General features: G+C 32.9%; 12 protein-coding genes. 8 read left to right on the plus strand and 4 right to left on the minus strand.

Features of this window, described 5'->3' with window-relative positions; translation table 11 throughout:
- The 4 genes from AWE51_RS14705 to AWE51_RS14720 all read right to left on the minus strand — a co-directional run.
- Nucleotides 1-2,019 (minus strand): glycoside hydrolase family 9 protein (locus AWE51_RS14705; protein WP_066314743.1); only part of this gene is annotated, 2,019 nt, incomplete at its 3' end.
- A 676-nt stretch (nt 2,020-2,695) separates the two neighbouring features.
- On the minus strand, nt 2,696-6,070 hold the full coding sequence (locus tag AWE51_RS14710; protein ID WP_082832455.1) for a glycoside hydrolase family 9 protein: 3,375 nt from the start codon (nt 6,068-6,070) through the stop codon (nt 2,696-2,698).
- A gap of 56 nt (nt 6,071-6,126) precedes the next feature.
- On the minus strand, nt 6,127-6,465 hold the full coding sequence (locus AWE51_RS14715; protein ID WP_066314750.1) for a hypothetical protein: 339 nt from the start codon (nt 6,463-6,465) through the stop codon (nt 6,127-6,129).
- A gap of 214 nt (nt 6,466-6,679) precedes the next feature.
- Nucleotides 6,680-7,459, minus strand: coding sequence for a T9SS type A sorting domain-containing protein (locus AWE51_RS14720; protein ID WP_066314752.1), 780 nt, complete (start codon nt 7,457-7,459; stop codon nt 6,680-6,682).
- 491 nt (nt 7,460-7,950) lie between these two features.
- On the opposite strand from AWE51_RS14720, the gene AWE51_RS14725 reads away from it, so the two are divergent.
- The 8 genes from AWE51_RS14725 (at nt 7,951) to AWE51_RS14760 (ending at nt 14,749) form a co-directional block, all read left to right on the plus strand.
- On the plus strand, nt 7,951-9,681 hold the full coding sequence (locus AWE51_RS14725; protein WP_157766110.1) for a tetratricopeptide repeat protein: 1,731 nt from the start codon (nt 7,951-7,953) through the stop codon (nt 9,679-9,681).
- A 108-nt stretch (nt 9,682-9,789) separates the two neighbouring features.
- Nucleotides 9,790-10,269, plus strand: coding sequence for a hypothetical protein (locus AWE51_RS14730; protein ID WP_066314756.1), 480 nt, complete (start codon nt 9,790-9,792; stop codon nt 10,267-10,269).
- A 57-nt stretch (nt 10,270-10,326) separates the two neighbouring features.
- Nucleotides 10,327-10,884: a crossover junction endodeoxyribonuclease RuvC gene (ruvC, locus tag AWE51_RS14735; protein ID WP_082832456.1), complete on the plus strand. Its 558-nt coding sequence runs from the start codon at nt 10,327-10,329 to the stop codon at nt 10,882-10,884.
- A 131-nt stretch (nt 10,885-11,015) separates the two neighbouring features.
- Nucleotides 11,016-12,152, plus strand: a complete 1,137-nt coding sequence (gene hemW / locus AWE51_RS14740) for a radical SAM family heme chaperone HemW (RefSeq protein WP_066314763.1) — start codon at nt 11,016-11,018, stop codon at nt 12,150-12,152.
- Nucleotides 12,153-12,226: 74 nt separating this feature from the next.
- Complete coding sequence (locus tag AWE51_RS14745) at nt 12,227-13,012, plus strand: class I SAM-dependent methyltransferase (RefSeq protein WP_066314764.1); 786 nt, start codon at nt 12,227-12,229, stop codon at nt 13,010-13,012.
- 12 nt (nt 13,013-13,024) lie between these two features.
- Nucleotides 13,025-13,774 carry a cyclase family protein gene (locus tag AWE51_RS14750; protein ID WP_066314767.1) on the plus strand — a complete coding sequence of 250 codons (750 nt, stop codon included), beginning with the start codon at nt 13,025-13,027 and terminating at the stop codon, nt 13,772-13,774.
- Complete coding sequence (locus tag AWE51_RS14755; protein WP_066314770.1) at nt 13,774-14,130, plus strand: DUF4260 domain-containing protein; 357 nt, start codon at nt 13,774-13,776, stop codon at nt 14,128-14,130. The genes AWE51_RS14750 and AWE51_RS14755 overlap by 1 nt, the downstream gene beginning before the upstream one ends.
- Before the next feature lies 1 nt (nt 14,131).
- Entirely contained in the window at nt 14,132-14,749 is a 618-nt protein-coding gene (locus tag AWE51_RS14760; protein ID WP_066314772.1) for a DUF4230 domain-containing protein, read from the plus strand.
- Nucleotides 14,750-14,753: the final 4 nt, after the last annotated feature.

Genomic DNA, 14,753 nt, shown 5'->3' on the forward strand with positions numbered 1-14,753 from the left:
ATCCCAAGAATATGTGATCGCATCACCATTAGGATCTGAAGAAGCACTAGCATCAAAACTAACTTCTAATGGGGAAAATCCTGACTCTGGAGTAGCTGTAAATGAAGCTGTAGGTGTATCACCTCCGTTTGGCTCTTTACCACCAGTAAGTACTCCATCTACATAGATAGGAATATTCTCAGAAATCTTAAGATTATTATTTAATCCTGTGTATGAAAAATCATTAGAAGCATCCCATGCTGCAACAGGTGCGTCATTAGGTAAAGAAACTCTTAGTTGAATTTCACTTCTATATTCTCCTTGCCCTCCTGGGAAAGGCATTTTATCTTTATCAACTTCTATTTCAGCATAGTAAATATTACTTCCTGCATCCCACACCTGTAAGTTTGGTGATGTTGTAGAACCTGCTCCACGAGCTATAAGGGTATAATCACTGGCGCTAAAACCAGCTGCAATCCCTTCAGAAATGTCAACAAAATAACGTGCAGTTAATTTATTTGCAACTCTTGCAGGCCAAGCAGAACGGTTATTTAACCAAATTGCAACCTCAGTAAATCGAGATTGGTCATTGTTAATTTTAGCTTCGTTGATAAATTCTATACCTGCTTTCTCAGGTTGTGGAAAGTTTGGTAGTGGTGTACCTCCAAATTCCATAACCATTCTTGCTAATACTCCCTGATAACAAGCATTATAATCGGTAGCAACTTCGTTCGCTTGGAAATCATCTCTATCTTCTACAAAAGCATCATTTGCAGCCATAGGACCTCCCATTAAAGCTCCCCACATTGTGTGTCTTGATTCTACTGGGTTAGCAGAACTTCTTGACCAACTTGCATGTTGACCTCTATGATGTGGTTTTGTTGGTGGATTTACACCAAAACCTGTAACTAAACTTCTATTATTAGGGTTATCACCTAATGCATATCTTACCTGAGATACAGCAAAATCATGATATTGCTGTTTTTTAGGTGTAGCCACATTATCACTATATATTAATGCGGTTAAAGAAGCATTCATTGCATGACGCAAAGATCCCCATTGTGTCAAGTGTGCTTGACCTCCTGGAGAGTAACTTACTCCTCCACCTTTTTGCCACCAGTCTAAATGACGTTCGGCATCTGCTTTGTACTTTTCTTTTCCAGTAATAATTGATAATAAAACCATATTACCATAAGACTTATCTTCCCAAACAAGACTCCATAAAAAATCTGGTTGTGCATATTCTGCTTCAGCCTTATCTAAATATTTCTGCTCTCCTGTTGCTTTATACAACCAAAGTGCACCCCAAGCTAATTCGTCTTGAAAATTACCCGAAGAATATGTTCCTGTAGCTGGAATCCCTCCATCTTCATTATATAATCCTCTATATTTATCTCCAAATTCATATAATTCTTTTGCATGTCTTAGCAATGTTGCACTATATGCAGGATCACTATCTTTAAAAATTATACTAGCTGAGGCTAATGCTGCTGCTGTTTCACAAGCAACTTCTGTTCCTGGCTTAGTAGTTGTTAATGCATAAGATTTACGTTGACCATACATTGGGTGTACATCAACCATTTCTGCCGGCATCCAAAAGTTATGATCTTGTGATTTACTATCGGCAACCTGAGCATAAAAAACATTAGGTGATGGGTGACATTTTATAAAATAATCTGTTACCCATTTAACGTTTCTTTTAAAGTGCTCTGTCTGCTGCGCAGCATCGTAACCATCTTTATATTCTAAAAATCCCCAGTTAAGTGCTGTGACAGAAAATGCCATTGGAAATCCAAATTTTACGTGATCTCCAGCATCATTCCATCCACCGGTAAGGTCAAGACCTACATCTTTTCCGTCATTGACTCCAGAATTCGATCGCCAACTAATTCTATTCCAATCTGGTAGAACACCTGACTGCTGAGTCTCATAAAATAATAGGGACTTTTGCAAGGCTTCTCCATAATTAAATTGTGCAGTCATCGTACTACACATCAAATACAATAATAATACTGTACCCGATCTAATAATGTTTTTCATAATCGTTCTAGTTTTATTTTAAAAGTTTGAGGGGGTTATATATTTTTTGTTAATAATTGGTTTATATCATTAACATTAAGTGCAATAATCATTGTAGTTATTGCTTCTTTTTCATTCATTTTTTTCATATTTATAGGGTTTTAAGATTCACTATTTAGTTTACACAATGAGTTAACCAACTATTTATCTATCAAAAAAGAGAACTAGTCAATTATGCTTGTTTGCATAAATTCATAAGAAGAATTATCCTTTAGATTCAATTTATTTTTTCGCTGATTGTTTTACAGGAAAGTTTTAAACGATACAGTATCTTAAATAAGGTAAAGATGCTTATACATTGACAAGCTAGTATCAAGGTCATGTAATTGATCATCATAAGGATTAAGTTCTTAATTAATTAGAGTTTAGCTTTTGAATAGCGTTGTGGTAATTGCTATTCTATTTTTAAGTTTGTTTGTGTTCTATATTAATAACAACTAAGGCTTCCTTTTTACTTTAAAAAAAGTCAGTTTTTTTATTCTAACTCAAAGATTTGAGCAAAAAGACTTATTTATAAAACCTAAACATCTCTTTTATAGATTTTTAATTCAAAAAGAGCTTACTAGATTTGTACGCTTTAGTTAGTTAAAAAGAGAGAGGAGAAAAACCTCTCTCTTTTTTTAATTAAAAAAATTGTTTACTGAAGAATTACTTTGTTCTGTGTTCTTTGTTTTAATACAGAATCATAAGTCTCTAGTATATATATTCCCGGCTCTAAATCTTCGACAGGTAATACATTCTCACTTCTATTTTTAATGTGTTGTGTTTTAACAACCGTTCCTGTTAGATTAAATAATCTAACTCGTACATCAATGATATCACTAGTACTTTTTGCAGCATTGTTGCGGATAGACACATTTATAAAGTTTGTTGCAGGATTAGGACTTATAACCACATCAGCAACTGCAGTTGTTTTTGCAATGGCCGCACCACAATTAGGAGCGGTAGTAGCTGTGCTGAAGTAGATAGTAAATCCTCCTGTCTTAGAAACCAATACAAAATTATCTGCATCCATTGTCGCCCAATACTCTCCATCTAATCCTGTAAATCCTGAACCTGTTATTGTAATTGCTGGTTCTGCTGCATTAAAATTTTGTGTCACTATTGGCAAGAAATTGTTCCACCAACTTGGAACACCATCGTTTGTATTCATAGAGAATTGCCATAAACCATTATTGGCTAAGTCCCAATTAATTGTAAAGTTAGTAACGTTACTAAGATCAGGACCACCAGTTCCCAAAACATAAATATTTGTATAAGCAGCATTCGGAATTGTTGGTAAAGGATTTGCTAAAGGAGCTCCAAAAGCACAACTTGTATTACCATCGGTAACGTTAATCGTTTTGGTAGTTACAGACGAATCTCCTGTAGCATTAGTTACTGTAAGTGTTGCTATAAATTGACCAATTGTCGTATATGTTGTAGTAGCTGTTGCAGTAGTTGCCGTTTCTCCATTTCCTAAATCCCAAGAATAAGTAAGCGTACCACCTGTAGGATCTACAGATCCAGACCCATCAAAACTAACTGTTAATGGAGCAATTCCTGACTCTGCACTAACTGTAAAAGATGCAATTGGACTGCCATCGGTAACTTTGATAACCTCGGTTGTTGTTCCTGTTTTGCTACCATCACTTACTGTTAATGTCGCTGTATAATCTCCTACTAAAGCATAAATATGAGTAGCCGTAGCACCAACTGCAGTGTTTCCATCTCCGAAATCCCATGCATAAGTTAATGTATCTCCATTTTCATCGGTAGATGCAGAACCATCAAAACTAACTGTTACAGGAGCAATACCAGCTGTTGGCGTAGCAGTAAAATTAGCTACTGGCGCAATATTACCATCTGAAACTACAATATCTTTTGTTACAGGCGTTGAAGTATTCGTTCCATCACTTACAATAAGGGTAACTGTATAGGTTTTGATTTCTATAAAAGTAACTTTTGGAGTTGCTGATGTTGACGTTTCTCCGTTACCAAAGTCCCAAGAGTATGTGAGCGTATCTCCATTTGGATCTGAAGATGCTGTAGCGTCAAAACTAACTTCTAGAGGTGCAATTCCTGATTCTGGTGTTGCCGTAAATGACGCTGTTGGTGTGTTTCCTCCATCAGGCTCATTACCAAATACCAAAACACCATTATCATATACCGGAATATTCACACTTTCTACTGCCCCATTAGCTAGCCCTTGAGCAGACCAATCATTTGCAGTATCATAAGGCACACCGTTTGCTACTCTAATATTAATTTGTGTTTCTGTTCTAAATGCAGGATCTCCTGTAGGAGCAATTGAAGGTAGATTTATGATTTCGGCATAATACACACTTCCTCCTGCTGGCTTAATAGTCATAGTTGCATTACCACCAATTCCATTAAGTGAAATATCATAATCTGCTATTGTTTTTCCAGCAGCAACACCCTCAGCTATATCAAAGTAATATCTATAACTTAATTTATCTGTAACTCTTGCAGGCCAAGCACTTCTGTTTTGAATATTTATACTAATGGTAGTTCCAAATGCATTATTACTATTAAATTTTGAAAATGAACGAATCTCGGCTCTACTAGGAATTTCATCAACTGGAAAATCAGGTAATGGGTTTCCTCCAAACTTTCCATACATTCTGGCTAAAACACCAGTGATACATGCGTTGTAATCACAGGCAACCTCATTCGCTACAAATTCTCCTCTATCATCAACAAAACTATCATTATTTGGTTCTTTTGGTCCTCCTACCACTGCTCCGTAAAGAATATGACTTGCTGCTGTTGGTGGGCCACTATCGCTATTCGTCCAGTTTCCACTATTTCCTCTATGATGCGGATCGTTGGCAGGATTGTTCCCAAAACCATTCATGAAACTTCTATTAATAGGATTATCTCCTAAAGCATAGTCTACCATTCTTTTTGCGAAACCTGTATATCTAGCTTGCTTAACAGGATCTGTAGTTACTTTATCTCCATAAATTAAAGCTAATAAAGATTGATTAGACGCATATCTAATTGTACCCCATTGTCTAAGATGTGGAAGTCCACCAGGTGTAGTGGGAACTGATTCTCCATTTACGTTATGAGCAAAATAATCCAGATTACGCTCAATATCTTGTACATATCTATCTTTTCCTGTTATCTGGGCTAATAATAAATAACATCCATATGCTTTATCATCCCAAGAAAAAGCTTCTTTATATTTAGAAGTAGTACTTTGTCCTTCTTTCTGAAGGTTATCATATTCTGCTTCTGCTTTTGTCAAATACTTTGTATCATTTGTTGCTTTATACATCCAAATTGCTCCCCAAACTATTTCATCATTATAGCTACTAAAAGATCTATAAAAACCTGCTGCATCTGTAATAGAGTTTGAGTATTCATCTCTATAAGTATCGGCAAAATCGTATAGTTGTTTTGCATGTTCTACTAAAGTTGCGCTATAAGCAGGGTCATCTGATTTTATTAAGATACTCATGGCTGCCATTGCCGCTGCAGTTTCAGCAGCAAGATCAGAACCTGGATTAGCTGCATCAATTTTATATGATGGTCTTGCTCTAGGATACACTTCTGGTGAACCCCACCATCCATGATCAATACCACCATTACCTACCTGACCATATAGTTCATTTGGTGCGGTATGGCACTTTATAAAATAATCGGTAACAAAACGAAGATTTCTTTTTAGAATATCTAATTGACCACTATCTCGATAAGCATCTTCAAATTCAATACCTCCCCAAGCTAAAGAAGTAACACTAAATGCCATTGGAAAATTGAATTTAACATGATCTCCTGCATCAAACCAACCCCCGTTTAAGTCTAATCCAACATCAGATCCATCTTCCATGGTAGAATCTCCTCGCCAGCTTACTCGGTTCCAACTCGGCAACTTACCCGATTGCTGAACTTCGTAGAAGAAAAGCGACTTTTGCAAGGCTTCTCCATAGTTAAACTGCGCAGTCATTGTGCCACACATCAAACACAATAACAGTATTGCACTTGATCTAATTATCTTTTTCATATGTAAAGGTTTTAAAGAATTAATTATTTAGTATTTTAAAAATTTTGATTACTTTTTTAAGACGCAGGCAACATATACCAAGAGGTATTATCAATACTTAAAACATAATCTGTTAGATTATCATTAAATAAAGAAATAACAAAGGCGTTACTCAGAGTCAGACTTGAATCTGGTATTATACCATCAATAAAAATTGTATGAAATTCTGGATTTGGATATATTATGATTTCCTTACCTTGACTTTCGAAAAAGTCATTTTCAACATCTACAGCTATCTCTTCCAATACTGAATCTCTGCACATCAGAGAAAATCCAGATTGAAATAGCATCAATAAGAAAATAAAAGAAATCATTCTTGGATACCATGACACCAAGAACTTTTTGTTAGTTTTCATTAGGACTGAATTTGCGTTTCAATTTTAAATAGCGTTGTGGTATTGCTATTCTGTGTGATGTTTGTTAGCGTCCTATATTTAAATAACAACTGAAGGTTACTTTTTACTTTAAAAAAGTGTATTTATTTTAATTTTTTTCATTTTAGGTAAATTTGAGTTTGTGTTTAATATGATATCTAATTAAAAGAATTGTTCTTTTAATTCTTGTATTATTTTATGTCTTTAAAAATTTAATTATAGCCCTATTATCTACAGCTACAAAATAGAAACCATCTTGTAAGGTCGAAATATCAAGAGTCTTGTTTTTTAGATTATTCTCTACTGTAGTTCTTAAAACCTCTCTCCCCTGTTGATCCAAAACATATATATATGAAGCGCCTTTTACGTTATGTATATTTATTATATCTCTAGCGGGATTAGGTGACAACTTTATTGTTGTTTCGGTAATTATATAAGGTATTTTATGTTTTGTATTAATCTTTAGATCTTCTTGAGAAACATTTATATCAGACATATCATCATTTAATGATCTAATCTCATTAGTCTCAATAGATATATTCTTTACCTGATCGGTATCCAAAGCTTTTTGCCAATCTGTTCCGATTGGTCTAATATGTGCCTTATACATATAATCATTTCCCAAAGCTGGTTCAGTATATAATTTTATAGTTATTTTTTTATCATGGAAACCTTTAGAAATACGCTCAATTTTGCTACCTAACCAAATATTGTTTTTCCAAAAACTAACTGCAATTTCTCGATCCCTTGAGGCAATACATTCTAAATTAACTGTATAGTCTGTTTTAATATTTAGCGTGTTGGATACATTCTTAAAAGTTACTTTATCTATGATTAAATCTTGTTTATTTGTGTTTGAGTCAAAACTTCGTTTTGCATGTTTATTTGCAGAAGAATACACGGTCGTTTGAGCTATAGATTGCTCAGCAACAACTAACAAAACACATAAAAATAATATAGATTTCAAAAAATTCATAGTACTTAATAAAAGCCGATTTAATATGCTTTTGTAAGGTCTTTTTAAGATCGATTTCAAAAAAATTCGTTTGCAACATACATTACAAATCTGTAATAAATCTGTATATTGTCATAACACACTAATTTATCTTACAGATTTAGGTTGTACTTTTACTTGATATTTATATCAAATAATAAGGAATCATTATTTTAATACAAAACCTGTTTTATCATTAAAATACTTGACAAATAAATAGCCTTGGATTTTATCGTGTTGGTAAAAATTGAATGTATTTTGATTGTATCTCACTTAAAGTATTCTTAGCTCCGAAATAAGAATATTTAAACTATACAAAGCGACACTTCAAATTTACTTTTCTAAAACACATAATTCTACTAAAAGTTGGGATACATTAGGGGTACATAGTTGAAAAAAGGAATACATAAAGCGTACTATTATTGTTCTAATACGTAAATAAATAAAGAAATATAATAAACCCCCAAAATCAAGTGAAACACCTAATCAAAAAATCGCTGATCTTTTATGCACTATTCGCGTTAAGCAATATCCACTCTCAAGACTCTTTAAATCAATCACTCCAAATCAAATATATTGATAGCCTTTCGGAAGTGGCAAAAAAAGACTTAATCGGTAGTGCAGAGTTGTTAAAAGAAATTACTGTTTTATCTCAAGAAATAAACTATACTAAGGGCGAAATACAAAGCCTCATGAACCTTGGAACTTATTACACTAACAATTCTATGATTGATAGTGCAAATTATGTATATGACAAAAGTGAGAATATTTTAAAACAACATCCTGATTTAGAAGAAAATCTATCACATATATATGTAAGAAAAGCAACTATATTAGATAACCAAAGACTACATTATCAAGCACTTGTATACTACCATAAAGCCAACAAAATACAACTAAAACTAGCAAACAAAAAAGATGCATTAGATTCTAAAATGAAAATTTTAGATTGTCATTTAGCGCTAGGGCAACCAGATAAAGTATTGGCTTATTCTAAAGAATTATTGCAAGATTCTACCATCGTAAATCAAGCCAATCTAAAATATAAATTGTATTCAAAATTGGGTGCTGCATACTTTGATAAAAGAGAATATGGACAAGCTATTAATTGGTGGAGTGCAAACTTAAAGGCAATAGAAAATTCTGAAGACAAAGGAGAAATAACCAATTTAATGACCTTAATAGCAGATGCTTATAGAAGTTTAGGAAACTACAAACTTGCTCTTGAAAAAGCTTTAGAAGCTAAAGAAATTTTGAATCATAAACCCGAATTAAGTTCGTATGCCGCTACCAATGCATTAGTTCTAGGCAAAATTTACAATTCTCTTGATAATCCAAATAAATCAATACTCCATTTTAAAAATGTACTTATTCAAAGCCCCGAAGACCCAATGGATATTGCTTTTTCATACAAAAATCTTGCAGCGATATATAAAAGGATGGAATCCTGGAATATGTCTGCCGATTACTACGAGAAATATGGTGCTATAATAGATAGTCTATATCGTAAGGGGTATAAAGATATGTCCAGAATTTCTGAAGGAAAAGTACAATTAGTAGAAGAAGAATATAAAAATGAATTACTAACTAGAGACAATGACTTTTTGACTTATAAAAACGAAAAACAAAAACGATACCTTATGATCACTCTATTTATAGGGTTTTGTAGTCTATTGTTTATATTTCTTTCCTTTGTTTTTTATGACAAAAACAATAAGAATCAGAAAAAAGTAGAATTACTTGAAGAGAATGAGAAAAAAATCTTAGAAAATCATATCCAAAGTCGCGAAGAAGAGTTTTTGGCAACCATGATCTCTGTAAATGAAAGATTAAATAAACTTACTACCATTAAAAACAATTTAGCTTCGGCAATAAAATATGACAACAAAGAAGAAATTATCGAAGCAGAAAAAGGGCTAGGCCGATTTATATCGTCTTCTTCTGATCTTACTATTATAAAAAATAGAATAGAATCGCAATATCCCGGTATTACAGCACAAATTCATACGCGATTTCCAGATCTATCTACGAACGATATGAGGCATTGTCTATTAATAAAACTTAATTTATCTATTAAAGAATCTGCTCAATTACTTAGTGTCTCTACTCATGCTGTAAAAATGGCAAGAAAAAGACTAAAAAAGAAAATGAACATACCAGAAGATGTTTCTTTAAAAGATCATTTAAATGATTTAATTGTATAATAACATCTATACAAAAACTTAACTATCGTGATTTACAGAATAATTACAAATGTGTTTTAAACTCTTAAAATTTTCTGTAGTTTGGTCACTCAAAATAGTTCATAAATAATGAAGAATAGCATTTGGTATATTAGCTTGCTCGTATTTACATTTTCTTCTTGTAATTATTTTGTTCTTAAAAAAGATAAAAAAGAAGAATTAGTTAAGGAAAAACTCGACAAGTTTAATTGGGATGAAGTAGAACAGCCCCCATTATTTGTTCCTTGTGAAAACAGTATCGAAGAAGAATTAGAATTATGTTTTCAAAATACAATTACAAAACATTTTCATCAGTTTTTATCTGATCAACCCATTAAAGTAAAAAAAAGAATTAACGATACTGTTTGGATTCCTGTACTCATTACTAAAAACAGTCAAATCCTTTTAAAAGATTTTGAAATCCCAGACCGTATTGAGTCAGAAATCCCTAATCTTAAAGATTTATTAGAAACAGCCATTAATTCACTCCCAAAAGTGGCTCCTGCTCATAAACGTGGTACTCCTGTAACTGCATTGTACAAGCTCCCCCTTGTAATACGTATCGATTAAACGTATTACTAAACATGAATTACGTAATTTTGTAATATCCAAAATACTATACAAAATTTGAACGACGAAAAAATTATATTAGGCATTGATCCCGGAACGAGCATCATGGGATTTGGACTTATAAAAATAATTAACAAAAAAATGTCTTTTTTGCAACTTAATGAGTTGCAGTTAGGCAAATACGATGATCATTATTTAAAACTCAAACTTATTTTTGAGCGTACTATAGAACTAATAGACACCTATCATCCCGATGAGATTGCTATTGAAGCTCCATTTTTTGGCAAAAACGTACAGTCCATGTTAAAATTAGGAAGAGCCCAAGGAGTAGCAATGGCAGCAGGTTTAAGTCGAGAAGTTCCTATCACAGAATATTCTCCAAAAAAAATCAAAATGGCGATTACCGGAAATGGTAATGCTAGTAAAGAACAAGTTGCTAAAATGTTACAAAGTCTTTTAAAACTTAAAACTTTACCTAAAAATCTTGATTCAACCGATGGTCTCGCCGCAGCAGTTTGTCATTTTTACAATATGGGTCGGGCCGATATTGTTGGAAAAAGTTATACAGGTTGGGCATCTTTTGTAAAACAAAATGAGAAACGCGTTAAAAAATGAATTGGCAATCGTAATTTTCAAAAATATCAAATTCGTAATGTATTGTCTTTTTTTGCTTAAACTATTTCTTATTAAAGTATAGCGTTCATAGAAAATTTAATGCCAATTTCTCTAATTAAACACTAACTAATTTGTCTGGAATTTATATCCATATCCCTTTTTGCAAGCAAGCATGTCACTACTGTGATTTCCATTTTTCGACATCCATGAAAAAAAAGGAAGATATGATCTCTGCTATATGTAATGAAATTGTGCTAAGAAGTCCTGAAATATTAGACAACGAAATTATACAGACTATTTATTTTGGAGGAGGTACCCCAACAGTATTAACTACCGAAGAACTTTTAGTGATTATTAATACTATTTTCGAAAATTATACGGTTTCTAAAGATGCCGAAATAACAGTCGAAGCAAATCCTGATGATCTTACTCCAGAAAAAATTAAATCCCTAGCAAGTAGTCCTATCAATAGACTTAGCATAGGAATACAGTCTTTTTTTGACCAAGACCTTAAGCTTATGAATCGGGCTCACAATGCCGATGAAGCCAAATCTTGCTTATCATTAGCTACTCAACTATTTGATAATATTTCAATTGATTTAATTTACGGCATACCCAATATGTCTATTAATCATTGGAAACAAAACATCCAACTTGCCTTAGACTTTAAAGTACCACATATTTCTTGCTATGCGCTAACCGTAGAACCTAATACAGCCTTACCAAAATTAATCGAAAAAGGAAAAATCCCTCCAGTAAACGACGATATTGCGCAACATCACTTTGAAATTTTGACGGCTACATTAGAAAATGAAGGTTTTAAACACTATGAACTTTCTAATTTTGGTAAACCTAAATATTTCAGTAAAAATAATACTGCATATTGGCAAAACAAAGCCTATTTGGGAATTGGCCCATCTGCACATTCGTATAATGGAAAACAACGAAGCTGGAATATTAATAACAACATAAAATATATAAATGCACTGCAACAAAACATTCTGCCAAATGAAGTTGAAGAACTGTCAATAAGAGACCGGTACAACGAGTATATAATGACTGGCTTGAGAACTATCTGGGGAGTTTCTTTAGAAAAAATATCGCAAGAATTCGGGATCGCGTATAAAGATTATTTACTCAAACAAGCGCAAAAAAACATAGAAGAACATCTCTTATTTTTAGATGGTGACACCTTATTGGTTACTAAAAAAGGAAAGTTTTTAAGTGATGGAATTGCAAGTGATCTTTTCTTAGTAAATTTAGGGTAGTAAAAACTAGAAACAGAATCCTAAAACTATTTTATTGTTACCGTATGTATAGTTTAATTTCATAATTCAGGAATATGCAAGAAAAATACGATACAATAGGAGAAAATTATAATAGTACCCGCAAAGCAGATCCTTACATTTTTAATCAATTATTACTACATCTTAATCCATCTTTTTCAGGAAATTATCTTGACATAGGCTGTGGGACTGGCAATTACACCTCTGAGTTTGCAAAAAAAGGATATTCCTTCATCGGTATCGATCCTTCTTCTAAAATGCTGGCAAAAGCTAAAACACAAAACCATTCTATCTCTTGGAAATCTGGCACTGCAGAGAATACTCAACTACCATCGCAAAGTATCGATGGTATTGTTGCAAGTTTAACAATTCATCACTGGCAAGATCTTACACTTGCTTTTTCAGAGTTAAATAGAGTTCTTAAACAAAAGGCGACAATGGTTATTTTCACCTCCACCCCAGAACAAATGAAAGGATATTGGCTAAACCATTATTTCCCAAAAATGTTACAAGACTCAATCATACAAATGCCTTCTTATAACAAAATAGAAACAAGTGTAAATGAAGCTGGGTTGCAAATTGAAAATACCGAAAAGTATGAAATTCGAGATGACTTAAAAGACCTATTCCTGTATTCGGGAAAACATCATCCAGAATTATATACAGACCCTAGTGTTCGCCAAGGAATATCGTCTTTTTCTTCATTGGCTAATGCAGATGAAGTAAAAAAAGGTCTGCTAGCTTTAGAAAAAGATATTGATTCGGGAAAAATAAATGATATTATTGCAGCGTATGCAAATACAAAAGGAGATTATCTTTTTATGACGATTAAAAAAGTTTGATATTATTATTTTATGATTGCAACAATACAATATAACAGCAAATCTTATACAATTGATCTTTCTAAACCTCTAGACATTTCAATACCTCTAAGAGCTTCTAAACAGAATGTTAACGCTTGGTACATACCAGAACCAAAGATCGAGCCTGTAACAGATGGTCAATGGGTCGGAAAAGTTACAGAAGGAGCATCAACAAACTTTAATACAATTACCTTTAACCCCCACGGTCATGGTACTCATACAGAATGTGTTGGACATATTACTCCAGAGTTTCATAGCATTAATGATACTTTAAAACGCTTCTTTTTCCTGGCAGAAGTCATCACTATTGTACCGCAAGAACAAAATAAAGATCTAATCATTACCAAAGAACAAATACAAAAAGCTGTGACTTCAGATCAAATAGAAGCATTAATCATAAGAACAATACCTAATGATAACAGCAAACATGATAAACAATATTCTAATACTAACTGGCCGTACCTAACAGAAGAAGCTGCCACATATATTAGAACACTTAGGATTGAACATTTACTTATAGATTTGCCATCGGTCGATAAAGAAAAAGATGAAGGAAAATTATTGGCACATAAAGCATTTTGGAACTATCCTCAAAAAATTAGATATCAAGCTACTATTACAGAAATGATATATATACATCCTAAAACTAAGGACGGGATCTATTTCTTAAACCTTCAAATCTCATCATTTGAAAATGATGCTTCACCAAGTAAACCTGTTTTATATAAAATAGTGAAATAATGAAAATAACACTACAACTTGAAGAACTTGCAATGCTAGGTTTAGGCATCTATGCTTTTAATTGCTTATCTTATCCTTGGTGGTTGTTTTTAGCACTTTTTCTTGTTCCTGATATAGGAATGCTAGGCTATAGCATCAATACAAAAATAGGAGCAGCTTGTTACAATCTTTTTCATCATAAAGGCCTGGCTATCCTAATATACTTTTCTGGTGTTTTTGGTAATAATGAAATCCTTCAATTATCCGGAAGTATTCTTTTTGCACATGCTGCTTTTGATAGAATCTTAGGATACGGCTTAAAATTCGAAAAAGGTTTTAAATTTACACACTTGGGAGAAATAGGAAAAAAGAATTAGAATGGAGTTATTATTTATAGGACTTATAGGCGGAGTCATCTTATCATATTTTATTTTTGCAAGGTTTACCGCTGCAAAAAAGAAATCTTCTATAAAGACACAGTCTACAGTGCTTATGGAAAAGATCAAAAGCGTCTGTAAACTTGTTACTGTAGAAGGGGATTTCGCAGAAATTTATCATTATGAAAGTGTAAAAGAAAAATTCTTTAGCCTATTGTCTGGAACCAAGAAAGCATTAATATTAATCGATGCAAAAGCCTATGTTGGATTTGATCTATCTCAAGTCAAACTCGAAAGCGATACTAAAAACAAACGTATTATCTTGACTCATTTTCCACAACCCAAACTATTGACTATTGAAACCGACTTTAAATATTATGATAAAAAAGAAGGATGGCTTAACCCTTTTACATCAACAGACCTTACAGAAATTAACAAAGAAGCCAAACAATTTATAAAAGATAAAATACCTAATAGCGGTCTTATGGAGTCTGCTCAAAAAGAGGCGTTAACAGCAATTTCACTAATGGAAACTCTGGCAGAAGCCATTGGATGGAAATTAGATTATTCTGCTTTACAATTGGATAACAATAATACCGATGCAAAACAGTTAAAATAAGAAG

The sequence above is a fragment of the Aquimarina aggregata genome (assembly GCF_001632745.1).
In the GTDB taxonomy this organism is placed as follows: Bacteria; Bacteroidota; Bacteroidia; order Flavobacteriales; family Flavobacteriaceae; genus Aquimarina; species Aquimarina aggregata.

What these genes read in the sequence shown, in the direction of transcription:
- AWE51_RS14710 (WP_082832455.1), bottom strand. Translation starts at nt 6,070, where the DNA reads ATGAAAAAGATAATTAGATCAAGTGCAATACTGTTATTGTGTTTGATG.
- AWE51_RS14715 (WP_066314750.1), bottom strand. Translation starts at nt 6,465, where the DNA reads ATGAAAACTAACAAAAAGTTCTTGGTGTCATGGTATCCAAGAATGATT.
- AWE51_RS14720 (WP_066314752.1), bottom strand. Translation starts at nt 7,459, where the DNA reads ATGAATTTTTTGAAATCTATATTATTTTTATGTGTTTTGTTAGTTGTT.
- AWE51_RS14730 (WP_066314756.1), top strand. Translation starts at nt 9,790, where the DNA reads ATGAAGAATAGCATTTGGTATATTAGCTTGCTCGTATTTACATTTTCT.
- AWE51_RS14745 (WP_066314764.1), top strand. Translation starts at nt 12,227, where the DNA reads ATGCAAGAAAAATACGATACAATAGGAGAAAATTATAATAGTACCCGC.
- AWE51_RS14750 (WP_066314767.1), top strand. Translation starts at nt 13,025, where the DNA reads ATGATTGCAACAATACAATATAACAGCAAATCTTATACAATTGATCTT.
- AWE51_RS14755 (WP_066314770.1), top strand. Translation starts at nt 13,774, where the DNA reads ATGAAAATAACACTACAACTTGAAGAACTTGCAATGCTAGGTTTAGGC.
- AWE51_RS14760 (WP_066314772.1), top strand. Translation starts at nt 14,132, where the DNA reads ATGGAGTTATTATTTATAGGACTTATAGGCGGAGTCATCTTATCATAT.